Source organism: Paraburkholderia guartelaensis (assembly GCF_004353905.1).
In the GTDB taxonomy this organism is placed as follows: Bacteria; Pseudomonadota; Gammaproteobacteria; order Burkholderiales; family Burkholderiaceae; genus Paraburkholderia; species Paraburkholderia guartelaensis.
Map to the genome: position 1 here is coordinate 156,043 of NZ_SMOD01000015.1, position 24,296 is coordinate 180,338.

Below are 24,296 nucleotides of genomic sequence, written 5' to 3' on the forward strand. Positions count from 1 at the left end.
AAAAGAAAGGGGACACGCCGCCATGAATACGTCGTCATCGAGCCGCGCCGAGGTCACGCTGGAGCGCGCGCAAAGCGAAGCGGGTCACCGCCTCGAAGCCGCGACCGTTGCGATACCCACTCGCGTGACGGTGCGAGTCGTCGCGATCTGCCTTGCGATGATCCTTGCCGAAGGCTACGACGTCGCCATTTACGGGGCGGTGCTGCCCATGCTCACGCATGGCACCGATTGGTCCTTGTCGGCGCTGCAGTTGGGCGCGATCGCAAGCTGCTCGCTGGCGGGCATGATGATCGGCGCAATGGGCGCGGGCACGCTCAGCGACATGATCGGCCGGCGCCGCATGTTGCTCGGCAGCGCGGCGCTCTTCTCCGCGATGATGGCGGCCGCTGCGCTCGCGCCCACGCCAGCCTGGTTCGTCGTCGCGCGGATCGTGGGCGGACTCGGGCTTGGCGGTGTCGTGCCGACCGCAGCGGCGCTCACTGTCGAATACTCGCCGCCGGGGCGCCGTTCTTTCAACTACGCCTTGATTTACACGGGATATTCGCTGGGCGGCATACTCGTCGCGCTGCTCGCGATGAACTGGTTGCCCACACATGGCTGGCGATTGCTGTTCGGCGTGGGCGCCGCGCCGCTCATCCTCGTGGTGCTCACGGCGCGCCATTTGCCGGAGTCGCTGGAGTTCCTGTTGGCGAGAAACCGCATTCCGGAGGCTCGCAGCGTCGCGCGAGCGCTCGGCATCCAGCATTCGGCGCTCGAGAACGAAGCTGGAGCGAGGGCCATGGAGGTCGCAAACGTCAACGTCGTGCAGAAAGCCGCGCCGATCCGCTCGCTCTTCAACGCCTCAAACGTGCGCGCCACCCTGGCGTTCTGGATCGCGATGTTCATGGGCTTGCTTTTGCTCTACGGCCTGAGCACCTGGCTGCCGCAACTCATGCGCAAGGCAGGTTTCCCGCTCGGATCGAACCTCGCATTGCTGGTGATGCTCAACTCGACCGCGGCATTGGGCTCGCTGCTCGGCGGCGCAGTAGCCGACCGCCTGGGTTCTAAAGCCGTGGTCAGCGTGCTTTACCTGCTTGCGGCAGCCAGCCTGTGCGCGCTGCCGTTCGCCCATGGCACGCTGCAAACGTACGTGCTCGTGGGCATTGCCGGCGTGGGCACGATTGGGAACACGATGCTGCTCGGCGCGTATATCACGCGCCACTATCCGCCTCGCAACCGGGCGACTGGCATTGGCTGGGCGCTAGGCATAGGGCGCTTCGGCGCAATCGCCGGGCCGTTGATCGGCGGCGCGCTGGCACAAGCGGGCGCGCCGCTGCCGTGGAATTTCTACGCGTTTGCGGGCGCGGGCCTCGCAGCGGCGCTTGCCGTGCTCGCCGTTCCCGGGCACGCAGCAGGTACCGAGTAACAAAGGGCAGTTTGACGCTACTACACTCAAGATGAAGCTAATAAAGAATCTACCCATCGCGGGAAAAACCGGGGTTGCATTTGCCTGTGCAATTTTTGCCTTCGTGGTCAGTGCGTGCATTTGCCTCGCCAGTGTCCGGGCAATCGATCATAAACAGAAAGCGTTCGAAGCATCCGAACAAACGCTGCTCCTGCTGAAGGACGGAACGTCCGACTATCTCAACATCATCTGGGCGGTGCTGGCGAACAACCTGAACGGAAAGGCCGGTCACAAGGCGTGGATCGATCAGCACCGTGCGGATTTTGGAACGAGACTGGCGGCGCTGCGAGCGATCGATGGCACGGCATCCGCGGCGCAACTGGCTGGCGCAAGCCAGCAAGAATACGACCGCTGGCTGAATACGGTCGTCGATCCGCTCGTGGAGATGCGCAGGAAGGTGGACGCCTCTTCGGCCAACGTGGGCGACCTTTCCACATTGACCGAAAGCTTCGGGTCGTACCTGGGTACCGACCAGCTCATTGCTGCCGTCGACAAGCTGGACCACTACGAAAGAGAGCAGATGCTGGCGAGCGGCAAGGAACTGGACTCGTTGCGCGCCCGGATCTACGTGACGATACTCACCAGCACCGTGATTGCCGTCATCGCGTCCATTCTTGCCGCGACCTGGCTTTCGCGCGCGGTGTCGCGCCCGCTGAAAGAAGCCGTCACGGTGGCGACGCGCGTTGCAGAAGGTGACCTCACGGCTTCGATCGTCCCTACGTCAACGGATGAAACCGGGCAACTCATGCACGGCTTGAATGCCATGAACCAGAGCCTCGCGAGCATCGTCGGCGGCGTTCGAATCGGCACGGATAGCATTGCGACTGCGTCGAGCGAAATCGCGGCCGGTAACTTCGATCTCTCGTCGCGCACGGAGCAGCAGGCGAGCTCACTCGAAGAAACGGCGGCCAGCATGACGCAACTGACCGTGACCGTTCGACAGAACGCCGACAATGCGCGGCAAGCGAACGCATTGGCTACGCGAGCGTCCGGCATGGCGGAGGTGGGGAACGATTCGGTCTCGAGCATGGTTCAGACCATCCGGAATATCAGTAGCAGTTCGAAACAAATCTCCGAGATCACCGCCGTGATCGAGGGTATTGCTTTTCAGACCAATATTCTCGCGCTGAATGCGGCCGTGGAGGCCGCGCGAGCGGGCGAGCAGGGGCGGGGTTTCGCGGTGGTCGCGAGCGAAGTGCGCGGACTTGCCCAACGCTCGGCTACGGCGGCAAGGGAAATCAAGGAACTGATCGTTTCTTCGGTGGTGGCGATCCAGGACAGCGCGAAGCAGGCCGACGATGTTGGCGAGGCCATGGCCGAAGTCAAGACGGCGATCAAGCAGGTTGCGGGCATCGTCGCCGAGATTGCCGCGGCTTCCGACGAGCAAAGCCGCGGGATCGACGAGGTCAACCAGGCTGTGAACCAGATGGACCGGTTTACCCAGCAGAACGCGGCACTCGTGGAGCAGGCGGCCGCGGCGGCGCGTTCTCTCGAGGAACAGGCGATGCAGCTCAAGCAAGCCGTGGCGGTGTTTACGCTTGGCGGCCCGGATTTCATGCCGGCGAGCCTGGATGTATCGCGCGGGCAGTCATGGGCGCTGGAAATGCAGGCGACTTGAGTCGGAACACATAAAGTCTCAAGATCGAAAATAAAAAAGCGGCGACCGGATGCAACATCCGATCGCCGCCTTTTTTCTGCTTCAATCGTGTGCGTGGCGCCTTATGCCGTTGCCGTGCCGCTCGTCGCGGCAATCGCCCATTGCGGCGCATCCTGCAACGCAACGGGTCGCAGGAAGCGCTCGATCGCCGCGTAACCTACCGAGGTGGTTTGCGGCTGCGTCGAAGCGGGCCACGGGCCCCCGTGCTGCTGCGCATCGCATACGGCAACGCCAGTCGGCACGCCACCGAACAGCACGCGACCCGCGATACGTTGCGCCGCCGTTGCGATCGCACGATTTTCCGGCGTATCGGCTTGCGCGCCCCACAGCGTGACCGTGAGCGAACCTTCCACTGCAGCGAGCACGTCGAGCGTCTGCGCTTCGTCACGCACCTTCACGATCAGCGCGGCCGGGCCGAACATCTCTTCGTGCAGCGCGGCGTTGGCGATAAACGTCTGCGCGTCGGTTTCGAACAAGCGCGGCGCGGGCGCTGCGGCTTCATCGTTGTGTGCCGGCGCGGCCAGACGCACGCGCACGCCAGCCTGGCTCGCGATATGCGCGGCGGCGCTTTCGAAACCGCGGCGCATGGCGGCCGTGAGCATGGCATGCGGCTTTTGCGCGGACAATGCTTGCGCCAGCGCCTCTGCGAAACGCTCGCCATCGGCATCGTCGCGCACGACGATCAACCCCGGGCTCGTGCAGAACTGCCCGCAGCCCATCGTGATCGAAGCCGCGAGGGTGGCAGCTGGCGTATCGACGCCTTCCGCGAGTGCTTGCGGCAGCACGACGAGCGGATTGATCGAGCCGAGTTCGCCAAAGAACGGAATCGGCCGGCGACGCGCATTGGCCGCGCGCCACAGAGCCACGCCGCCCTGATATGAACCCGTGAACGCGACCGCCGCGACATCGGCGTGACCGACGAGATGCACGGCCGCTTCGCGTGAAGCCTGATCGACGAACGCGATCACGCCTTCGGGCAGGCCTTGTTCGCGCAGCACACGCGCGGCGAGCGCATGCACGCGGCGCGACAGTTCGGGATGGCCGGAGTGCGGCTTGACGATCACCGTGCAACCCGCAGCGAGTGCCGAGGCCGTATCGCCGCCGAGCACCGAGAACGCAAACGGGAAATTGCTCGCCGAGAACATCGCCACCGGCCCGAGCGGCAGCTGTACGCGCGTGAGGTGCGGGCGGCCCGCGGGCGGTGCGCCTGGCACGGCCGCATCGTCAACGTGGCGATTGGCGATACCCGCTTCCACGCGTTCGGCAAAGCCGCGCAACTGAAACGCGGTGCGCGCGAGTTCGCCATTCAAACGTGCGGCACCAAGCGACGTTTCTTCGTCGGCGATGGTGACGAGTTGGGCGGCGTCGTTTTCGAGCGCGTCGGCGAGGCCGCGCAGCAGGGCGCTGCGCACGGCGCGTGAAGCCGCGCCGTAGATAGCCTGTGCTTCATGCGCGAGCGCGGCGGCTTCGTCGATACGCGCGAACGTCACGTTGTTTTCTGTCTGCATTACGAATCCACTCCAGATTAAAAAAGCCCGCGCTCGGCGAGGTTGGTATAAAGGGCGCGCACGCCGAACGTCCACGGTTCGATTTCGGTGCAAAGGCGCACGGTGTTGACGATGGCGCCAAGCGGCGGCGCGCTGATCGTGACACGGTCGCCGAGGTGATGCGTGAAACCGCCGCCGGGCGCGTCGCGGTCCTTGATCGGCGAGAACATCGTGCCGAGGAACAGCATGAAACCGTCCGGATACTGATGGTGGCGGCCCCACGCCTGCGAAACGAGATCGAGCGGGTCGCGGCTGATTTCCTGCATGTGGCTTACGCCTTCGAGCAGGAAACCGTCGTCGGTGCCTTCCACGCGCAGCGAGACGCTGGTGGAGCGAACCGTATCGAGTGTGAAGTCTTCATCGAACAGACGAATGAACGGACCGATCGCGCACGAGCCGTTGTTGTCCTTGCATTTGCCGAGCAGCAGGGCCGAGCGGCCTTCGATATCGCGCAGATTCACGTCGTTGCCAAGCGCCGCTCCGACCACTTCGCCGCGGCTGTTGACCGCGAGCACGATCTCGGGCTCGGGGTTACTCCACGCCGAGGCGGGATGCAGGCCGATATCGGCGCCGAATCCAACCGAGGACATCGGCTGGGACTTCGAGAACACCTCGGCGTCTGGCCCAATGCCGACTTCCATGTATTGCGACCACGCGCCACGGCGCTGAAGTTCTTCCTTCAGTTTGATCGCGGCCTCGGAACCCGGCTTGATTTTCGAAAGATCGGCGCCGATCAGCTTCGTGATTTCGGTGCGCACGTCCTGTGCTTTGGCGGGATCGCCGCCTGCCTGTTCTTCGATCACGCGTTCCAGAAGACTCACGGCGAACGTTACGCCGCAGGCCTTGATGGCTTGCAGGTCGCACGGCGCGAGGAGCCAGGGGCGATCTGCGGGGCGGTCGCCCGCGAAGCTGTGTTCGAGCAGCGCCTCGGCCGTGCCGAGCGGCTCGCCGGGCGTATGCCGCACGACATCGAGCAGATCGTCGTAATCGAACAAGTCGGCCGTGGTGGGCGCCACCTCCGAAATATCGAAGACCATGCCGCCGCGCACGACGACGACGCAGGGTCCGTCGCCCTCCGGGGTGGGCCGCCAGACGCGGCCGACGAGCAGCGCGTTATCGAGATCCTGCGGGAGATAAGCGGACGTTGAGGACATGGCGGGCATTCCGGAGTGAGCGTGGCGACACGCATCGTAGGGCGGATGTGCGTGCGCGTCCAAAGGAACGCCTCTTTGTCCAACGGGCTGGACGATCGGACCGCGCCTGTCGAACTGACCAGGCGGCGGCTCGTATTGCGGGTTAGAAGAGGTGTTTGATGCCGGCCGACACGGCCACCTGATTCGACGTCGTGGAGGGCGAGAGATAGCCGATGTCCGCGACCGCCTGACGGCCCCACGAATCGACGCCGCTTGCATGCTGATATGCAGCCGTTGCGTACAGCTCGGTGGCTTTCGAGAGTGAGTAGCCGGCGCCCAGATTCCACTGCTCATAGCGCGCGCCGCCCGTGCCGTTCAGGTTGCCGCCGTTCGTGTAGTCGAACGACGTGCCGACGCGCAGGAACGGCGTGACCTGGTAACGCACGCTCGCCCCCACCGTATTGAACGACGCGGTGCCGTGGTAGTTCTGCGTGTTCAGCGCGGCCGTGGCGCCGAGATCGCGGTATTGCGTGTTCGACCAGGCGAGGCCCAGGATGGCGGAGCCGATCGTCCAGGTCGAGGCCACGGCGACTGTCTGCTGCGTGCGTGCGGAGGCGAATCCCGAGATGGATGGATTCGATGCCGGCGTCGTAGCGGACCCGGCGGAGCCGAGATTGTTGCCGGTGGCGCTCGCATTCGCATTGGTGCCGTAGAGCGAAGTGTTCGGATTGCGCGCGTTGATGATCGATGCCGCGACGGCGACGCTCGGCCCGGTGTAGCTAAAGCCCGCAGACCAATACTGGTTCTGCGTGAAGTTGCCGGCTATCCCGCCCAGGCTGTACAGCGCGCCGAACCGGAATCCTCCAAAGGAGTCCGAACTGTACTTGATCGCGTTGTTGATGCGGTGCGTGAAATTGAGGTTGTCATAGTCAGCCGGATGGATCGCGAGGTTGCCGAAGTACCAGGCGTAGAGCAGCGGCGACACGTAATCCACCGCGGCGTCGGACTGGCGGCCAAGCGACGCAGTGCCGTAAGTGGGTGCCGTGACGCCGATCCAGGCCTGACGGCCGAACAGGGTTCCGCCCTGGCCGAGCGTGCCATTGCTGACGCTGAAGCCGCTTTCGAGCACGAACAATGTTTTCACGCCGCCGCCCAGATCTTCGGTGCCTTTCAGGCCCCAGCGGCTCGAACTCGGGCCCGACGTGCCGCTGTCGAACTGGGCGACCTGGCCGCCGCCCGTGGGTTTGCCACCGGCAGGCGTTGCCGCCGTCTGAACGTTGTTCGTGTAGGTCACGTTGCCGGTGACGATACCGTAGAGCGTCACGCTGCTTTGGGCATAGGCGGCGACAGGTGACAGTGCGATTGTAGTGAGCGCGAGAAGTCTTTTTTTCATGGTTGTGGGCTTGTACAAGCCGTGGTCGAGGCTAAAGCATCGGAAACATCGAACGAGTTAGTGCGGGAAGTAGTCGGGCAGTCGATAGCCCCGGTAGGTCGGGTTGCGCAAGATCGCCGTGCGGAATTCGTCTGAACGATAGGCCGCGACGATATCGGCGGTCTCCTGTGAGTTGCGGTTCGCCGATTTGACGACCACTTGATTCACGTAAGGCGAGCGCATTTGTTCGAGCGCCAGTGCTTCGGTCAAGCGGTGCCCGCTGGAAATGGCGAAGTTGCCCTGGATGGCCGCGAAATCGACGTCCTCGAGTGCACGCGGCGCCTGTGCGGTTTCGAGCGGAACGATGCGGATGCCAGCGGGATTGGCAACCACGTCACGCTCGGAGACATCGACGGGATTGGGATTCTCGCGAATGCGGATCCAGCCGATCGCCTGGAGAATCTTGAGCGCACGTTCGAGGTTGACCGGGTCGTTAGGCACGGCGACCGTTGCGCCCGGCTTCACCTCGGAGAGCGAACGATGGCGGGTGGAGTAGAGGCCCATGGGTGGCGTCGGCACTTGTACGACGCCGACGAGGTCGGTGCCGTTGCGGTCGTTGTATGCCTTCAGATAGACGCTGTGCTGCATCACATCGGCGGCGATTTCGCCGTGCCACACGGCCTGGTTCGCTTCAAGCCCAGTGCTGAAGTTCACGTACTGGATGGTGTAACCCTTGCGCTTGAGTTGTGGCTCGACGCCTTCGCGAAATTCGTCGGCGTACGGTCCGGGCACAAAGCCGACTCGCAACACGTGCGCGGCATTGTCGGCGGCGTGGGCAGCCGGCGATTGCAGCGCAAACAGCACGATAGTGGAAAATAACGTTTGGATAACTAATCGATATCTCATGATGAGTGACTTCGTGGTTTGGAAAGGCCGATTATGGTTTGACCCTTCGTGGGCGGCCAATATTTAATCGAGATTTACATATCGGCTGCCCGCATGGATTACGAAGCAACGCTGTTATCTCTAGCGGGAATTAGAAGCGCAGGATTTGATGGTTTTCTGGCTGTCGCGCGGCTTATAACATCGGCTTCTTTTCTATCTACCGTCGAGGCAGCCACGCATGAACGCACGCCGCAATTTCATTCGAATCTCAGCCGCAGCCGCTGCGCTGGCCGCCTTACCGGTGCTCAGCGTGCCTCCCGCGCGTGCGGCCAGCGCATCGCGCACGCTGCGCATAGGCAATCAGAAAGGTTATCTAAGTCTGCTGAAAGGGCGCGGAACGCTGGAGAAGCGGCTGGCGCCCCTCGGTGTCACGGTAACGTGGACAGAGTTCGATGCAGGCCCGGTGCAACTCGAAGCCCTTAACGTGGGCTCGATCGACTTTGGCGACGTGGGCGAGGCGCCCCCCATCTTTGCGCAGGCGGCTGGTGCGCCGCTCGCCTATGTCGCGGCCACGGTGCCGCGGCCGCAATCGGAAGCAGTGCTCGTGCCTCACGCTTCGGCCATTCGCAGCGTCGCGGATCTCAAGGGCAAGACAATCGCGCTCAATCGCGGCAGCAACGTTCACTATTTTCTCGTGAAGCTGCTGCAAGCGCACAATATCCAGTATGGCGATGTGAAAGTCGTGTTCCTCGCGCCCGCTGACGCGCGCGCGGCGTTCGAGCGCGGCTCTATCGATGCGTGGGTGATCTGGGATCCGTTTCTCGCCGCCGCCCAAAAAACACTCGACGCCCGCATACTTGCCGATGCGAGCGGCGTGGTCGGCAACCGCGCCTACTATTTTTCGTCGCTCAGCTACGCGCGGCAAAACCCGGACGTCATCAAGATTCTCATCGACGAATTGACCCAGATCGATCAGTGGGGGCAGGCTAACCGGCCCGCGCTCGCCGCTCAGCTCGCGCAGTTGTGGGGCTTGCCGAACGAGGTGGTGAGCGAAGCGATCGGGCGCGTGCAGTTCGGCACGGGACCGATCACGAAAGCCATCCTCGCCGAGCAGCAGCAGATCGCCAATACTTTCTTCGACCTCAAGCTGATTCCGAAGCGCGTGAACGTGCTCGAAGCGGCAGCGCCGGGAATCGTTTAACGCGGCGCGTTTTCATCAGCCCCGGACGCGACCCGCGCGCCGGGGCTTTCTCACACCTCACAAGCCCAGCACACGGCGCGCCGCCATGCCGCGCAGCAAGCTGTTGGATGGCGCGTGAATGCGCGCGCACTGCACATTGCGGTGATGCCGCTCGAGGGGATTGTGCCGCGCGATCCCATGATTGCCCGCTAGTTCGAGCGCGATATCGACAGCTTGAATCGCATTGTCCACCACGTTGTGCTTGACGACGGCAGACAGCTCGGTGGGCGCGGTGCCTGCATCGATCGCATCGGCATGGGTGCGCAGCAGCCAGTCATTGCTCGCCAGCAGCATCTCAATGCGCCCCACGCTTTCCTGCACGATGGGAACAGTGGCCAACGCGGCACCCCCTAGCGCTGCGGGCTTGCGCTCGCTGAGGAAGCCGAGCAGCCAGTCGCGCGCCGCACGCGCCGCGCCGTCGTAGACCGTACCGACCAGACTGAAGTACCACGCCGTAGCGTGCGGATCGCGCTGCACGCCGAGATGGGCCGGCCTCAACCCGACAACATCGTCGACGGAAATTGCCACGTCCGTGAACACCACGTCGTGGCTCGCGCTCGCCCGCATGCCGAGTGGGTCCCAGGTCTCCACGATGCGCACGCCGGCCGCCTCACGGGGCACGAGAAAATGGCCGAGACGCGGTTCCGGCTCGTCGGTGCGCGCTAGCACGTTGATCCACGCAAGCAAGGGTGCGCCCGTCACATAGAGTTTGTGTCCCGTGATGCGCCACGAGGCGCCTTCGCGGCGCGCGAGCGTTTCCGGCAGGCCGCCATGCGAGGGCGAACCGAGCCCCGGCTCGACCTGGGCCGCGTTGACGAGCGCGCGGCCTTCCACGCTCGCCCGCGTGAGGCGCTGAGCGAGCGCTGCGGGCCAGTTGCCCGTGTTCTCGCGCGCGTCGTGCACGATCATGGCGTGCTGGCTGTAGTGCATCGAGAGAATGAGCGCGACCGACGGATCCCCATAGGCGATCTCGGCGACGATCGCGCGCGCCACCGCGAGCCCCGCACCGAAGCCACCGTCGCTGCGCGCGATATTCGCGCGCAGCAGGCCCGCTTCACGCAGCGCGCGGAATTGCTCGAGCGGCGCAGTGGCATTGCGGTCATGCTCGTCGGCCAGGGCGGCAAACGCGCGGCCGAGCAGTGCCGCGCGCTCGATCAGCGCGGCGGCGTGGTCCTCGTCGCGCGCGAGCGCGGCGTCAGGAGTAAATGCGTTCACGGTGCACTCCCTGGGCAATTAGCGTTCGCCGCCCGGCGCACGCGGGTCTTGCGTGGCGCCATGGCGCACGAGGCGTCCGAAGAACGGGTGGCCGGGGTCGTTGAATCCCGGTGTCGAAGGGTGGCCGCTCGCTACGAGCGAATCCACAAATGCTTCGTCATCCTCATCGAGCCGATACTGTAGCGCGGGCAGATAATCGCGCCATTGCGCTTCGGTGCGCGGCCCTGCGATCGCCGAAGTGATATAGCGGCTGTTGAGCACCCACGCCAGCGCGAATTGCGCGGCGCTAAGGTTGCGCTCCTTTGCATGCGCTTCTACGCGTCGCGCAAGTTCGATCGTTTCCGCGCGCCATTCGGTCTCGCTCAGGCGGCGGTCTTGCCGTCCCGCGCGCGTGTCGGCGCCGGGCTGGGCACCGGGCTCGTACTTGCCGGTCAGCACGCCACGCGCGAGCGGGCTGTAGGAGATCACGCCAAGTCCATAGTGCCACGCGGCGCTCAACTGCTCCGCCTCGACCTGGCGATTGGCAAGGTTATAGAGCGGCTGGCTCGCAACGGGCCGCGACACGCCCAGCAGATCGGCCACGCGGCTGAACTCGGCAATCCGCCAGGCGCGATGATTCGACAGCCCGTAGTGTCTCAGCTTGCCGGCCGCGATCAGATCGCCCAGTGCACGCACGGTTTCCTCGACCGGTGTGTGGTGGTCCTCGCGATGCAGATACACGAGGTCCAGATAGTCGGTATTGAGCCGCGCGAGGCTCGCTTCGACCGCGCGGATCACGTGCTTGCGCGACGCGCCGGCTGCATTGATATCGCGGCTGCCGCTTGCGGAATCGGACGGGTTGCCGACTGGGTTGCCAAACTTCGTGGCGAGCACCCATCGGTCGCGTTGCCGCGCGATATGCCGGCCCACCACGCGCTCCGATTCGCCCTGGTGGTAGACGTCGGCCGTATCGATCGAATTCACGCCTTGCTCCTGCGCGGCGCCGATGATGCGTTCGGCCGTGGCGTCGTCGGTTTGTCCGCCGAACATCATCGTGCCGAGCGTCAGCGTGGAGATTTTCAGGCCGCTATGGCCCAGTTGCCGGTAGTCCATGTAGTTTCCTTGAGTCATTCAAATAGTGCGACGTGAGCGCGCTCATCGCGACAGCCAGACATCGGCGAAACTCGCTGCCGTGCCGTCGGGTGAAATGGAGTGGTCGTGCACGCGCTTCGAGGCGAGCGTCACCCATTGCGGCGAAACGAGATTCAGGTCCGGCAGATCGTGCTCCAGAATGCGCTGGATCTGCGCGAACTGCTGCTTGCGCTTCGTTTCATCGCTTTCTCGCGCAGCTTGCGCAAACAGGCCGTCGATTTGCGGATTGCTGTAGTGCGAGCCGTTGGTGAAGGGCACGCCGCGGCGGAAGTTGTCGGTCGTATACAAACGCGCCACGCCCACCACCGGATCGAACAGATTGCTCATGCCATTCACGGTGAAATCGAATTGCCGGTCGGTATAAACGCGCTTCAAATAGGCCGCCAGATCCTGATTGCGGATCGTCACGGCGATCCCCACTCGGGCGAGCGCCGACTTGATGTACTCGCCCGTGCGCGCGGGCAGGTCGCCGATGGGCAGCGGGTCGAGCGTAAGCGCGAAACGCGTGCCGTCCGCCTTGCGCGGATAACCGGCTTCGTCGAGCAGACGGTTCGCGCGCGCGATGTCGAACGGGTAGGGCGCGGGCGCCGCGTCATAGTAGGGGTTGGACGGCATCAGCGGGCTCGCGGTGGGCGTCGCGTAGCCGTAGTAAATGACCCTGCGGATGACTTCGCGATCGACCGCGGAGGCAATCGCCTGACGCACCTTCAACGTCTTGAGCACCGGATTGTCGAGATTGAACTCGATACGTGCCACGCCCGCCTGAAACTCATAGCCGCGTGTTTCGACGCCGAGCTTCGGATTGGCCTTGAGCCGGTCGAGGTCCGCGAGCGGCACAGGCGTATCGCCACCGAGATCGACCGAACCGTCTTCGAACGCCACCGCGCGCGCGGCGGGGTCGGCGATGATCTTCACGATGATGCGGTCCAGATACGGCTTGCCGGCGTTCCAATAGTCGTCATTGCGCGCATATTCGATGTAGCTGCCGCGCACCCACTTGACGAAGCGAAACGGTCCGGTGCCGATCGGCGCATTGTTCGCCGGATTGGAAAGCACGTCCTTGCCCTCGTAGAGGTGCTTTGGCAGGATCGGCGTTTCCGAAGCCGAGAACGCGCGTATCAGCCACGGCGTCGGTTCGCTGAGCGTCAGCACGACCGTATAGGGGTCCGGCGTGGCGATCGCGGTGAGGTTCGCGAATGTAGTGCGTGCTCGCGGATGCACCTGGCGCAATGTATCGATCGACCACGCGACGTCGGCCGAAGTGAACGGTGCACCGTCATGCCATTTCACGCCGCGCCGCAGATGAAACACATAGCGGCGGCCGCCATCCTCGATCTCCCATGAGGTGGCGAGCAGCGGCTTGGGCTTCAACTCGAAGTCGTAGTCGAGCAAACCTTCAATCACTTTCGGGCTGACCTTGAGGACATTCACGGCGGTTGTGGCGACATCTACGAGCGCCGTCGGCTCCGGCGTCACCACGAAATTGAGCGTGCCGCCGCGTGTTTGCGCGTGCGCGGCAACGTGAGCGGCCACGCTCGCCATGACGAGGAGCATCAGAACGACACGGCGTCGCGCCGTGAGCAGGAGGAGAGGAATCATCGGTTCGGCAAGCAGCGATTACGGTGAATGAGCGCTGGCAGGCAGCGCCGCTTTGGTTAGCCTGCGAGCGCGCCGGCACGTTCCGCGCGACGCGCCAGCGCAGCTTCGAGCGGCGCCGGATCGACCCATTGCGCGAAGTCGAAATCGGCCGCGATAAAGCCGTGCTCGAAGAGGAAGCGCCTGAAGTGCGCGAGGGCATCGAGCGCTCCGGCGTCGAGTCCGATCGCAAGTTGCCTGTGCAGACCTGCACCATACGCGCGCGTCACCCAGTGTTCGGCGCTGCGCACTTCGCGGGCAACATAGCGTGTCACTTCGCCGGGATGCGCACCGGCCCACGCGGCCACGTCGAGCGTGCGTGCCAGCACGCGTTCGACGAGGTCGGGGCGTTCGCGCAGGAGTTGCGCATCGACTGTGAGCGGGCGCGGCGTACCGTTGTTCGCGTGCGCACGCCGATCGGGATGCGCGCTGATGTCGACGAGCACGCGCGCGCCGAGCACGTTGGCGATGTCGAGACCGGTCGCGCCCTTGACGAACACCACGTCGGCCTCGCCGCGCAGCAGCGCCGCCGCCTCGCGAGAAAACTCGTGAGCGCGTTGCGCATCGAGCCATACTGCGAGCGGTGCGGATTCGTCCGGCTTTGCGTCGGCGAGGCCACGGGGCGCGTGCACCAGATCCACGAGTTCGACGTCGGCAGGCGCGACGTCGATCGCTTCGAGCAGCGTATGCAAACCGCGCAGCGCAGTAGCGCGATGGAAATCGACGACTCCAGCGGCGGTATTGATCGGTAATCCGAACCGACGTCCTGCGAGCGAAGCCCGCGTAGTCGTGAGGTGCGGATCGAGCGTGATGAGCGCCTGAAACTCATCGACCCAGCTCAAGCCGATGAGCCGTGTGTCGCTGCCTTGCGCCCGCGCCCATAGCGCCGGAATATTGCCGCCCTGACGAAACGACCACGGCTGCGTATGCGTGAAATGCGAGCGGCGGATGGCCGGGTCGTCGGCGTCCTGCAGTGCCTTCACTTCGATGCCGTCGGCAGCGAATTCCGCCTGAAGCAATCCTTGCTGCGCGGCAATGCCGAATGGCGTCGGGGCAGGGCAACGGGTGTACCAGAGAAGCGTCATGAAGATTCCTCGGTCGCGAACAGGCGCATCGCGCAGAAGCTCTGCGTGGGCGGCATGGAGCAAACGATTATCGGCAAGCGCTTGCGGCGTGGTCAAAGAACGAATCGTGAAATAGGTTCGCCTGCGGAGGTGATTTGCTTTGACCGCAATGCCGTGCTGCCCGATTGCACGGCCTGCAGGCCAACGCAGGCCAGCGAATAACAAAATGCGAATTCGGTGGTTAGTCGCGGGTAATGCGCTCCCTATACTTTTCCTTTGGCAAATGCCCTGTGGCCGCCCGGGAATCGAAACAATTCGCGGGCCTGACAAAAAAGGAAAACTCAATGTCCACTCTTCCCACTCAACTTCCGGTGCGCGCTCGCGCGGCCAGTTTGTCGTTGCAGGATGCGCTCGCCGACTTGCCATCGCTTGCAGATGAAATTGGCAAAGACGCGGCCGCGCGCGAAGGGCGCCGTGAATTGCCTTTCGAGGGCTTCGACGCGTTTCGGCACTCAGGGCTGGGACGCCTCAGGCTGCCGGTGGAATGGGGCGGCCTGGGCGGCTCTCTCGTGGACGAATTCGACGTGATCGCGACGCTGGCCGCGGCCGACAGCAATCTCGCGCACGCGCTGCGTATTCACTACGACCAGACCGAAGCGCTGCTGCTTTCGGCTCGCACGCCATTCAACGATTTGCAGATCCAGCGCGTGATCGACGGTGCCATTTTCGGGGGCGCTTCGACCGAGCTGGGGACGTCGCGTCCTGGCGAATACACCACGGCGCTCCGGCGCGACGGCGAGCATTACCGGCTCGACGGCCGCAAATACTATTCGACGGGCACGGCCTTTTCCGACTATGCGCGCCTGAGCGTGCTGAACGACGAAGGCCAGCCCGTGGTGGCGATCGTGCCGGTGCGGCGCGAGGGGCTCACGGTGCTCGACGACTGGGACGGCATGGGGCAGCGCATGACGGCGAGCGGCAGTCTCGTGTTCGAGAACCTGCTGGTGCGTGCGGACGAGATCACCGAACGCGGCTTGGCCACGCTCGCCGGCCGTCATGGCGGCGCGCTGCGGCAGCTCCACCTGGTGGCGGTGGCCGCGGGCATCGTTCGCAACGTGGTCGCGGATGCGAGGCGCTACGTGCTGGAACACGGGCGTCCCGTATTGCACAGCACCGCTCCCTCCGCGCGCGAGGATGCCTTCATTCAGCAGATCGTCGGCACGCTCACCGCGCACAGCCATGCGATCGACGCGCTGGTGCGCGAAAACGCCCGCACGCTCGATCGGTCGGCGCACGCGATCCGCGCGGGTGCGCCGGACGCAGATCAGCTCGTGCTGGAAGGCGCGTTGGCAACGGCGCGCACGCAACTCGTGGTGAGCAAGCTGGCGCTCGAAGCTGCGGAGCGCCTGTTCGAAGCCGGTGGAGCTTCGGCCACTTCGCGAGCGCACAATTTCGACCGGCACTGGCGCAACCTGCGCACGATCTTCAGTCACAACCCGCTACTGCACAAAGCGCGCGTCGTAGGCGACTACGCCTTGAACGGCGTGACGACGCACCTCACCGAAGGCCGCGTATTTTGAAACCCACGATTGAGGGAGTGTCCGAAAGATGAGCCGAACTTCGTCGCGCCGCCTGCATTTGAACGTCAATATCCTGCATTCGGGTTTCGTGCCATCAGCGTGGCGTCTAGCCGATGCCGATCCCCGCGCATTCGTGGACGTGGCGCACTACGTACGCGTCGCGCAACTCGCCGAACGCGCGAAGTTCGATGCGGTCTTTCTCGCCGACAACGCGGCCATCATCGACCAGATCGACTTCCGTCCGATCACGGCGCTCGAGCCCACGGTGCTGCTCGCCAGCATTGCGGCGGCGACCACGCATATCGGGGTGATCGGCACGGCTTCCACGAGCTACAACGAGCCGTACAACATCGCGCGCCGCTTCGCGACGCTCGATCATGTCAGCCGTGGCCGTGCGGGCTGGAACGTCGTGACGACGGCCGATTTGCCGTCGGCGCGCAATTTCGGCCACGACACGGTGCCCGATCACGCACAGCGCTATGCGCGGGCCGCGGAGTTCACGGAACTCGTGAAGGCGCTCTGGGATAGCTGGGACGACGACGCCTTCATCGGCGACAAGGCGAGCGGCCGTTTCATCGACGTGACGAAGGTGCGGCCCGTTGCGCACGAAGGGCGTTTTTTCAGGGTGCAGGGGCCGCTGAATCTTCCGCGTACACCACAAGGTCATCCTGTGCTCGTGCAGGCCGGTGGGTCGGGGGATGGCCGCGATCTCGCGGCGCGTCACGCCGAGGCCGTGTTCTCCGCTTCGCAATCGTTCGAGGAATCGGTGGCGTACCGGCGCGACCTCAATGCGCGTGCTTCGGCATACGGGCGCCCGCAGGGCGTGCAGGTGCTCGCGGGCCTCACGACCATTATCGGCGCAACCGAGGCCGAGGCGCTGCGGCGCCGCGACGAACTCGTTGAGCAGATTCCCTGGCGCTACAGCCTCACGCGTCTGGCCGGCACACTGGGCCTTTCGCCCGATCAGCTCGACCTCGACGCACGCCTGCCGGAGAACCTCGCGCTACCCAACGGCGGCAACGGCAATCACACGTTCTTTCATGCCACGATCGCCGAGGCGCGGCGAGGCGGCCACACGGTACGCGAGTTGATCCGCGCGCTCGCGGGCGGTGGCGGTCATCGCGTGATCGTCGGCACACCTGAGCAGATCGCCGACGATATCGAACACTGGTTCAAGGGCGAGGCCGCCGACGGCTTCAACCTCATGCCGGACGCGCTGCCGGACGGGCTCGAGGCGTTCGTTGACGGCGTGGTGCCGATCCTGCAACGGCGAGGGCTCTTTCGAACCGAATACGAAGGCAATACGTTGCGCTCGCATCTCGGGCTCGAGCGGCCCGCCGTGGGTGAGGTGGCGGTCGGCGTGGAGCTTCAGCGCGCCTGATGTGGGGCTTACGCGGCGCGCTTCAGGCGCCGCGACTTAACCATTCAGCGGCGCAAGCCAGCTTCGTGGAGCAAAGGCAACACGCGTTCGCCGAAAAAGTCGAGGTCGGGCTGAAAATCGTAGAAGCTTAGTTGCACGCCGTCGACGCCTGCCGCGTGCAGCTTGATGATCTTGTCGGCCACCTCTTCAGGCGAGCCCACGATCGCGATGTTGCCGCCCACCGCGCGTGAGGCGGCCTTCGCGCGATCTTCGAAACCGCCGCGCCACGCATGCGCGTCACTGTCGAAGCGGTGAAAGCTTCCCTCGTCGGCGTGCGCGACGATGGCATCGTGATAAGCGCGTGCCTCGGCGGAAGTCTCGCGGCAGATCACCATCGGATTGATCAGCGTACGTATCTGACGCCCATACCCGCGCGCCGCGGCCTTCACGCGCGCGGTGTGCGCGGGCAGCGCTTCCAGCGCGCGATCGATCTGCGGTCCCGCCGGGCTCGTGATGAACACTACATCGGAGTAACGAGCGGCGAAGTCGATCCCCGCGTCGGAGCCCGTCGCGTTGATGAGCAGCGGGCGTCCATAGCGCGGCTTGGGCGTAACGTACGCGCCTTGCAAGCGCCAGCCCGAAATTTCGGGCTCGAAACTGAAGTTGTCCGGTTGCGCCCACAACTGCTGCACGGCGTCGAGAAATTCGGCGGCCATCTCATAGCGCCGGTCGTGCTCGATGCGGTTCCAGCCAAACATTTCATGTTCGACGGCGCGGTGCCCCGTAACCACGTTGATGCCCCAGCGTCCGCGCGAGATGTGGTCCAGCGTGGCCGTGAACTTCGCGAAGTGCAGCGGATGCCACGGCCCATAGAGCACATGGGTCGTGGCGGCCAGGATGATGCGCTCGGTGCGAGCGGTTAGCGCCGCGAGCGTCATGAACGAGTCGAGTGCATGGCCGTCGAACACGCCGCCATAGCCGCCTTTTGGCAGCCATTGCGACAGGGCGAATACGAGATCGAATCCGAGCGCTTCGCACTTCTGCACGAGCGCGGCGTTGTAGTCGAACGACCAGTCCGTGCCGCGCGGCAGCGTCGATGCGCTCCATCCGCCAGCCTGAATCGGCAGGAACAGTCCCAGCATGAGCGGCTGCGCGAATGCACGCGCCACAGGGCTATCGGAGAAGGCGGCGGGGGAGGCTACGGGCACGAAGGGCGTCGACGCCACGGAAGACGTGCGCGGCTCGGCCACGGGAATTTCACTCAAGACAGACACCTTGGAGGTTCGTTGCGGCGCCGGGCGCCTTGCGGGTCGATCGGTCGATCTATTGATTAAACACGCGCCGCTCGCGAATAACAAAGAAGCTTTTCTGCTTTCCAATTGAGTTACCGCGCTGCTGCTTCGGCGCACCGGCTCATATGGATAGCAGCATCGCTTGGTTAGCGTGCGAGGAAGCCGTTGTTACGATTGCAGCACTGTCGCCACGGCGCGAATTTCCCAGCTCTCGCAGATCGCAACGTCTAGCCTCTCGTAGCCTCACTGATATCGGAACGCATCAGCATGTCACGTTTGACCCGTCGAGAATTTCTTATCGCGAGCGGTGCGGCCGCCGCAGCGGGGTTGCCCGCGCTCGCCCGCGCCGAGGGTGCGATTACACGCAAACGCGGTGGCACGTTGAACGTGCTGATCAATCCCGAGCCGCCCGTGCTGGTGTCGATCTTTCAGACCACGGGACCGGCGCTCGCAGCAAGTTCTAAGGTACTGGAAGGACTCCTTGCTTATGATTTCGACCTGCGCCCACAACCGCAACTCGCGACCGCCTGGACGGTAAGCCCCGATGGTCTGCGCTACACGTTCAAGCTGCGGCAGAACGTGCGCTGGCACGATGGCCAGCCGTTCACTTCCGCGGACGTGGCGTTTTCGGTGGATTTGCTCAAAGCGATTCACCCGCGCGGACGCAGTACCTTTGCGAACGTCACGAACGTGCAGACGCCCGACGCCAGCACGGCCATCATCGAATTGTCGAAGCCTGCGCCATTTCTGCTCAAGGCGCTCTCGGCGGGCGAGTCGCCGATCGTGCCGAAGCATCTGTACGCCACGGGTGACCCGCTCACGAACCCGCACAACAACGCGCCCATTGGCACCGGGCCGTTTCGCTTCAAGTCGTGGACGCGCGGCGCGAGCATTGTCTACGAGCGCAATCCCGACTACTGGGACGCGGGCAAGCCGTATATCGATGCGCTCGTCTACAAGGTCATTCCCGATCCGGCCGCGCGCTCGGCGGCGTTCGAAACCGGCGCGCTCGATCTGGGCGGCGAGAACCCCGTGCCGCTGACCGACTTGCCGCGCCTCACGCAATTGCCGCAGCTCGTGACCGAAACACGCGGCTACCGCTTTCTCGAGCCTTTGGCGGAGATCGATTTCAATCTCGATCATCCGGTGCTGAAGGACCCGCGCGTGCGCCAGGCCGTCGCGCACGCCATCAATGCGCAGGTCGTGCAAAAGACGGTGGCCTACGGTTATGCGGATGTCTCGCCCACGCCCATCACGCCCGCTTCGCCGTATCACGACGCGCAGCTCACGCCCTACGCGTTCGACCCGCATGCGGCCGAGGCGCTGCTCGATGCGGCAGGCAAGCCGCGCGGCACGGATGGCATACGTTTCAAGCTGACGCATGATTACCTGCCGTATGGCGACATGTACCAGCGCCAGGCCGGCTACGTGAAATCGGCGCTCGCGCGCGTGGGTATCGACGTCACGGTGCGCTCGCAGGATCTGCCGTCATTCCTCAAACGTGTCTACGCCGACCGCCAGTTCGACTTCACGAGCATCGGCGTCAACACGCTGTTCGATCCGGCCGTGGGCGTGCAGCGCCTTTACTGGTCGAAGAATATCCGCCCCGGCGTGCCGTTCTCGAATGCGCCGCATTACAGCAGCGCGGAAGCGGACCGTCTGCTCGAAGCGGCTTCGGTCGAAATCGACGAAAGCCGCCGCGTGAGCCTCTACAAACAGTTTCAGCAGACCGTTTACCGCGATCTGCCGATCCTCAACCTCGTCGCGCCGCGCATGGTCACGCTCGCCAACCGGCGCGTGCACGATCACACGGTGAGCGCGCAAGGTCTGGAAGGCAACTTCGCCGATGTCTGGCTGAGCGCCTGACCGCGCGCCTGACGCGCATCGCACCCTCGACGGAGCCCAACGATGAGCCGAAGCGCCCGCTGGCAAACGATCCTGCGCCGCACAGCCTGGCAGGCGCTGCCCACGGTATTGGGCATCGTGATCCTCAACTTCTTCCTGCTCAAGCTGATGCCGGGCGACGCCGCCGACGTGATCGCCGGCGAAGCCGGCTCCGCGACGACCGAAACGATGACGATGCTGCGCGCGAAGTTCGGGCTCGACCAGCCCTTGCTCGTGCAGCTCGGGACGTATCTGAAGCATCTCGCGCATTTCAGCCTTGGCTATTCGCCTCGGTACGACATGCCCGTGATGCAGCTGATTCTCTCGCGCTTGCCCAATACCTTGCTGCTGATGGGCGTGGCGCTTTCGCTCGCACTCGTCGCCGGCGTGGTGCTCGGCGCCGTGATGGCGCATTGGGCCGGCAAGTGGCCCGATCGCGTGCTGTCGGTGTTCGCGCTGCTGTTCTATTCGACGCCTGGGTTCTGGATCGGCCTGCTCGCCATCATCCTGTTCGCGGTTCGGCTCGGGTGGCTGCCGAGCGGCGGCAACGTCACGATCGGTGCGGACCTGCACGGCTTCGCCTACGTCGCCGATGTCGCGAGGCACGTGTTGCTGCCCGCGGCGACGCTTGCCACCTTCTTCGTCGCGATTTACGCACGCATTACGCGTGCCGCGATGATCGAAGTGCAGCGGCAGGATTTCGTGCGCACGGCGCAGGCCAAAGGTCTGCATCCGTGGCGCGTGACGTTGCGGCACGTGCTGCGTAACGCGCTGATGCCGCTCACCACGCTCGTGGGGCTGCATTTCGGCACGCTGCTTGGCGGCGCGGCGGTGACGGAGACGGTGTTCAGTTGGCCCGGCCTGGGCCGCCTTGCACTCGACGCGGTGCTGGCGCGTGACTTCAGCGTGCTGCTGGGCGTGCTGCTGCTGTCGTCGCTGCTCGTCATCGTCGCGAACGTCGTGGTCGATCTGCTGCAGGCGTGGCTCGATCCGCGCATAGGCTAAAGGAGGAACCGCAATGAGTTTCGAATCGCCGGATCTGCCGGTTGACGCACGACGCGCAGACGCGAGCCAGGGCTCGCCATGGCGAGCCAGGGCTCGCCATGGCGGCGTCAGTTGGCGTTCGCGCTGCTTGGCCGCCGCGGCGCCGCGCACGACAGCGCGCCCGCGCGCCACGCCGCGCACACTTTCTGGCGCGCGTTGCTGCGCAACCCTTCGGCATGCGCCGGCCTTGCACTGCTCGCAGCATTCGTCGTGCTCGCCGCGCTCGCGCCGCGCCTCTACCCTGGCGACCCGCTCGACATGGTGGGCGGGCCGTTCGAATGGCCGGGCAGCGACCCGCAATTCTGGCTGGGCACCGATTCGCTCGGGCGCGACGTAGCGGCCGGCATCGCGCATGGCGCACGCGTCTCGCTGCTGATCGGCGCGGCCTCGGCAAGCATCGGACTGGTGATCGGCACGCTCGTGGGCGCCATCGGCGGCTATTTCGGAGGCCTGATCGACGACGCACTCGTGCGTCTCACCGAGCTGTTCCAGACCGTGCCGTCGTTTCTGCTGGTAATCGTGCTCGTAGCGATCGGGCGGCCCAATGTGGTGGTGATCGCGCTCGCCATCGGCATTGCCTCGTGGCCCACGGTCGCGCGGATCGTGCGCGCGGAATTCCGCACGTTGCGGCGTTCGGACTTCGTGCTCGCGGCGCGCAGCCAGGGGTTCAGCAACACGCGCATCATCTTCGGCGAAATCCTGCCCAACGCGCTGCCGCCCGTGATCGTCACGGCTTCGGTGATGGTGGCGAGCGCAATCCTGATCGAATCGTCGCTGTCGTTCCTCGGCATGGGCGACCCCAATGTGATGAGCTGGGGGGCGATGATCGGCGCCGGACGCGATTCGCTGCGCACCGCGTGGTATCTCACGGCGATTCCCGGCGCGGCCATCGTGCTCGCGGTGCTCGCCCTCAATCTGCTCGGCGACGGCCTGACCGAGGCGCTCAATCCGCGTCAGCGGCAACGACCGTAAAGGTGCCACGTGAGCCAACTGCTTGAAGTGCGCGATTTGCGCGTGAGTTTTGGGGCGCACGAAGCGGTGCGCGGGGTGAGCTTCGACATCGCGGCGGGCGAGACGCTCGCGCTGGTGGGCGAGTCGGGCAGCGGCAAATCCGCCACGGCGCTTTCGCTCATGCAGCTCGTTCCCGATCCCGGGCGCGTCACGGGTAGCGTGCGCTTCGAAGGGCGCGAGCTGCTGGGCTTGCCGCCCAGGGCAGTGCGCGAGCTGCGCGGGCAGCAGATCTCGATGATCTTCCAGGAGCCGATGACCTCGCTGAATCCCGTGCTCAGCGTGGGCGCGCAGATCGTGGAGACACTGCGCCAGCACGAAGCGCTTTCGCGCCGGGCCGCTCGCTCGCGCGCCGTCGAACTGCTCGATCTCGTGCGCATTCCCGAGCCGCAGCGCCGTTTCGACGACTACCCGCACGAGCTGTCGGGCGGCCAGCGGCAGCGTGTGATGATCGCGATGGCGGTGGCGTGCCGCCCGCGTCTGCTGATCGCCGACGAACCCACCACCGCGCTCGACGTGACGATCCAGGCGCGCATTCTCGAACTGCTCGACGCGCTGCGCCGCGAGCTGTCGATGTCGCTCCTGTTGATCACGCACGACCTGGGCGTCGTGGCCGATCATGCGGACCGCGTGGCGGTGATGCTGGCCGGGCGCAAGGTCGAAGAAGCGCCTACGGCGGATCTCTTTGCGCGTCCGCGCCATGCCTATACGCGAGGACTCCTGGGCGCTTCGCTCAATCTCGCCGATGAGCTGCACTACCGCTCGTGGACCTTGCCGGAAATCCGCCACACGGCATCGGCCGATCGCGTGGATCGCGCCGACGAGGAGGCGGGTTTCGTGGTGGTGCCGCGCAAGGTGCCCGAGCGTACGGCATCGAGCCTTCAGTCGACAGACGCCGCGCCGCTGCTCGCCGTGCGCGACCTGCGCGTGGCGTACCCGCAGCGCCATGGCGCGCCGGCGCTTCACGCCGTCGACGGCGTCTCGTTCGATATTGGCCGGGGCGAGTCGGTCGGGCTCGTGGGCGAATCGGGCTGCGGCAAGTCCACGCTTTCGCGTGCGATCATGCGCCTCGTGCCGGTTGCGGGCGGATCGATCGCGCTTGACGGCACTGAACTCGTCCCGCTAGGCGAAAGGGCGTTGCGACCATTGCGGCGCAAGGTGCAGATGGTCTTTCAGGATCCCTATGCGTCGCTGAACCCGCGCCGCACGGTAGGCGACATTCTCGAGACCGTGCTGGCTGTGAACGGGGTTGGCGACCCGGCGGCGCGCCGTGCGCGTGTGCGCTCGGCGCTCGAACGCGTGGGCCTTCCCGCCGCGGCGCTCGCGCGTTTTCCGCATGAGTTCTCGGGCGGACAGCGTCAGCGCATTGGCATTGCGCGCGCGCTCGTGCTCGAACCCGCATTGCTGATCTGCGATGAGCCGGTATCGGCGCTGGACGTCTCGATCCGGGCGCAAATCCTCAATCTGCTCGTCGAACTCAAGCGCGAGCTGGGGCTTTCCATGCTCTTCATTTCGCACGATCTTTCGGTCGTGCGCTACATCGCCGACCGTGTGCACGTGATGCAACAGGGCGAGATCGTCGAGAGCGGCGACCATCAGGACATCTGGCGCGCACCGTGCCACCCGTATACGCGTGCGTTGCTTGCCGCGATTCCAGGACGCGAGCTGGAGGCCGAAGCGGCCTGAAGAGCGCGGGGAATGGGGTCGCTGCAATGGTGCAGCAGTCAGCAAGAAACCTGTTCAAGTGCTTCAATGTGCCTTGCGCCGCGTGTGCCGGTTGGCACAGGCGGTTCACGATGGCGTGC

General features: G+C 64.9%; 18 protein-coding genes. 9 read left to right on the plus strand and 9 right to left on the minus strand.

Annotation, left to right across the window (positions count from 1 at the left end):
* The first annotated feature begins 22 nt into the window (after positions 1 to 22).
* Together E1N52_RS21060 and E1N52_RS21065 are read left to right on the plus strand one after the other, a co-directional pair.
* Positions 23 to 1,405 carry an MFS transporter gene (locus E1N52_RS21060; RefSeq protein ID WP_133184661.1) on the plus strand — a complete coding sequence of 461 codons (1,383 nt, stop codon included), beginning with the start codon at positions 23 to 25 and terminating at the stop codon, positions 1,403 to 1,405.
* A 103-nt stretch (positions 1,406 to 1,508) separates the two neighbouring features.
* Entirely contained in the window at positions 1,509 to 3,062 is a 1,554-nt protein-coding gene (locus E1N52_RS21065; protein ID WP_246089156.1) for a methyl-accepting chemotaxis protein, read from the plus strand.
* Positions 3,063 to 3,163: 101 nt separating this feature from the next.
* On the opposite strand, the gene E1N52_RS21070 is transcribed toward E1N52_RS21065, so the two are convergent.
* The 4 genes from E1N52_RS21070 to E1N52_RS21085 form a co-directional block, all read right to left on the minus strand.
* Positions 3,164 to 4,609, minus strand: coding sequence for an aldehyde dehydrogenase (NADP(+)) (locus tag E1N52_RS21070; RefSeq protein ID WP_133184662.1), 1,446 nt, complete (start codon positions 4,607 to 4,609; stop codon positions 3,164 to 3,166).
* Between the two features lie 17 nt (positions 4,610 to 4,626).
* Complete coding sequence (locus E1N52_RS21075) at positions 4,627 to 5,802, minus strand: fumarylacetoacetate hydrolase family protein (RefSeq protein WP_133184663.1); 1,176 nt, start codon at positions 5,800 to 5,802, stop codon at positions 4,627 to 4,629.
* A 142-nt stretch (positions 5,803 to 5,944) separates the two neighbouring features.
* Positions 5,945 to 7,174 (minus strand): porin, encoded by a 1,230-nt coding sequence (locus E1N52_RS21080; RefSeq protein WP_133184664.1) that lies wholly within the window; start codon positions 7,172 to 7,174, stop codon positions 5,945 to 5,947.
* A gap of 57 nt (positions 7,175 to 7,231) precedes the next feature.
* A complete protein-coding gene (locus E1N52_RS21085; RefSeq protein WP_133184665.1) occupies positions 7,232 to 8,059 on the minus strand; it encodes a MetQ/NlpA family ABC transporter substrate-binding protein in 828 nt (275 codons plus the stop codon).
* Between the two features lie 217 nt (positions 8,060 to 8,276).
* Between E1N52_RS21085 and E1N52_RS21090 the strand changes: the two genes are divergently transcribed.
* On the plus strand, positions 8,277 to 9,239 hold the full coding sequence (locus E1N52_RS21090; protein ID WP_133184666.1) for a sulfonate ABC transporter substrate-binding protein: 963 nt from the start codon (positions 8,277 to 8,279) through the stop codon (positions 9,237 to 9,239).
* 57 nt (positions 9,240 to 9,296) lie between these two features.
* On the opposite strand, the gene E1N52_RS21095 is transcribed toward E1N52_RS21090, so the two are convergent.
* From E1N52_RS21095 to E1N52_RS21110, 4 genes are read right to left on the minus strand one after another with little or no spacing between them, the layout of a single operon-like run.
* Positions 9,297 to 10,493 (minus strand): acyl-CoA dehydrogenase family protein, encoded by a 1,197-nt coding sequence (locus E1N52_RS21095; protein ID WP_205965644.1) that lies wholly within the window; start codon positions 10,491 to 10,493, stop codon positions 9,297 to 9,299.
* Between the two features lie 18 nt (positions 10,494 to 10,511).
* Positions 10,512 to 11,585: an aldo/keto reductase gene (locus tag E1N52_RS21100; protein WP_133184667.1), complete on the minus strand. Its 1,074-nt coding sequence runs from the start codon at positions 11,583 to 11,585 to the stop codon at positions 10,512 to 10,514.
* Between the two features lie 42 nt (positions 11,586 to 11,627).
* Entirely contained in the window at positions 11,628 to 13,223 is a 1,596-nt protein-coding gene (locus tag E1N52_RS21105; RefSeq protein WP_133184668.1) for an ABC transporter substrate-binding protein, read from the minus strand.
* 56 nt (positions 13,224 to 13,279) lie between these two features.
* A complete protein-coding gene (locus E1N52_RS21110; protein WP_133184669.1) occupies positions 13,280 to 14,344 on the minus strand; it encodes an ABC transporter substrate-binding protein in 1,065 nt (354 codons plus the stop codon).
* Positions 14,345 to 14,667: 323 nt separating this feature from the next.
* Here E1N52_RS21110 and E1N52_RS21115 point away from each other — a divergent pair, with 323 nt between their 5' ends.
* Positions 14,668 to 15,903 carry an acyl-CoA dehydrogenase family protein gene (locus tag E1N52_RS21115; protein WP_133184670.1) on the plus strand — a complete coding sequence of 412 codons (1,236 nt, stop codon included), beginning with the start codon at positions 14,668 to 14,670 and terminating at the stop codon, positions 15,901 to 15,903.
* Positions 15,904 to 15,931: 28 nt separating this feature from the next.
* Positions 15,932 to 17,284 carry an LLM class flavin-dependent oxidoreductase gene (locus E1N52_RS21120; RefSeq protein ID WP_133184671.1) on the plus strand — a complete coding sequence of 451 codons (1,353 nt, stop codon included), beginning with the start codon at positions 15,932 to 15,934 and terminating at the stop codon, positions 17,282 to 17,284.
* A 44-nt stretch (positions 17,285 to 17,328) separates the two neighbouring features.
* On the opposite strand, the gene E1N52_RS21125 is transcribed toward E1N52_RS21120, so the two are convergent.
* On the minus strand, positions 17,329 to 18,528 hold the full coding sequence (locus tag E1N52_RS21125) for an LLM class flavin-dependent oxidoreductase (protein ID WP_425468102.1): 1,200 nt from the start codon (positions 18,526 to 18,528) through the stop codon (positions 17,329 to 17,331).
* Between the two features lie 294 nt (positions 18,529 to 18,822).
* Between E1N52_RS21125 and E1N52_RS21130 the strand changes: the two genes are divergently transcribed.
* The 4 genes from E1N52_RS21130 (at position 18,823) to E1N52_RS21145 (ending at position 24,177) form a co-directional block, all read left to right on the plus strand.
* Positions 18,823 to 20,421 (plus strand): ABC transporter substrate-binding protein, encoded by a 1,599-nt coding sequence (locus tag E1N52_RS21130; RefSeq protein ID WP_133184673.1) that lies wholly within the window; start codon positions 18,823 to 18,825, stop codon positions 20,419 to 20,421.
* 42 nt (positions 20,422 to 20,463) lie between these two features.
* Entirely contained in the window at positions 20,464 to 21,444 is a 981-nt protein-coding gene (locus E1N52_RS21135; protein WP_133184674.1) for an ABC transporter permease, read from the plus strand.
* Between the two features lie 78 nt (positions 21,445 to 21,522).
* A complete protein-coding gene (locus E1N52_RS21140) occupies positions 21,523 to 22,455 on the plus strand; it encodes an ABC transporter permease (RefSeq protein WP_133184675.1) in 933 nt (310 codons plus the stop codon).
* 9 nt (positions 22,456 to 22,464) lie between these two features.
* Positions 22,465 to 24,177 carry an ABC transporter ATP-binding protein gene (locus E1N52_RS21145; protein ID WP_133184676.1) on the plus strand — a complete coding sequence of 571 codons (1,713 nt, stop codon included), beginning with the start codon at positions 22,465 to 22,467 and terminating at the stop codon, positions 24,175 to 24,177.
* Positions 24,178 to 24,296: the final 119 nt, after the last annotated feature.

What these genes read in the sequence shown, in the direction of transcription:
- E1N52_RS21060 (WP_133184661.1), top strand. Translation starts at nt 23, where the DNA reads ATGAATACGTCGTCATCGAGCCGCGCCGAGGTCACGCTGGAGCGCGCG.
- E1N52_RS21070 (WP_133184662.1), bottom strand. Translation starts at nt 4,609, where the DNA reads ATGCAGACAGAAAACAACGTGACGTTCGCGCGTATCGACGAAGCCGCC.
- E1N52_RS21075 (WP_133184663.1), bottom strand. Translation starts at nt 5,802, where the DNA reads ATGTCCTCAACGTCCGCTTATCTCCCGCAGGATCTCGATAACGCGCTG.
- E1N52_RS21080 (WP_133184664.1), bottom strand. Translation starts at nt 7,174, where the DNA reads ATGAAAAAAAGACTTCTCGCGCTCACTACAATCGCACTGTCACCTGTC.
- E1N52_RS21085 (WP_133184665.1), bottom strand. Translation starts at nt 8,059, where the DNA reads ATGAGATATCGATTAGTTATCCAAACGTTATTTTCCACTATCGTGCTG.
- E1N52_RS21090 (WP_133184666.1), top strand. Translation starts at nt 8,277, where the DNA reads ATGAACGCACGCCGCAATTTCATTCGAATCTCAGCCGCAGCCGCTGCG.
- E1N52_RS21100 (WP_133184667.1), bottom strand. Translation starts at nt 11,585, where the DNA reads ATGGACTACCGGCAACTGGGCCATAGCGGCCTGAAAATCTCCACGCTG.
- E1N52_RS21105 (WP_133184668.1), bottom strand. Translation starts at nt 13,223, where the DNA reads ATGATTCCTCTCCTCCTGCTCACGGCGCGACGCCGTGTCGTTCTGATG.
- E1N52_RS21110 (WP_133184669.1), bottom strand. Translation starts at nt 14,344, where the DNA reads ATGACGCTTCTCTGGTACACCCGTTGCCCTGCCCCGACGCCATTCGGC.
- E1N52_RS21115 (WP_133184670.1), top strand. Translation starts at nt 14,668, where the DNA reads ATGTCCACTCTTCCCACTCAACTTCCGGTGCGCGCTCGCGCGGCCAGT.
- E1N52_RS21120 (WP_133184671.1), top strand. Translation starts at nt 15,932, where the DNA reads ATGAGCCGAACTTCGTCGCGCCGCCTGCATTTGAACGTCAATATCCTG.
- E1N52_RS21130 (WP_133184673.1), top strand. Translation starts at nt 18,823, where the DNA reads ATGTCACGTTTGACCCGTCGAGAATTTCTTATCGCGAGCGGTGCGGCC.
- E1N52_RS21135 (WP_133184674.1), top strand. Translation starts at nt 20,464, where the DNA reads ATGAGCCGAAGCGCCCGCTGGCAAACGATCCTGCGCCGCACAGCCTGG.
- E1N52_RS21140 (WP_133184675.1), top strand. Translation starts at nt 21,523, where the DNA reads ATGGCGAGCCAGGGCTCGCCATGGCGGCGTCAGTTGGCGTTCGCGCTG.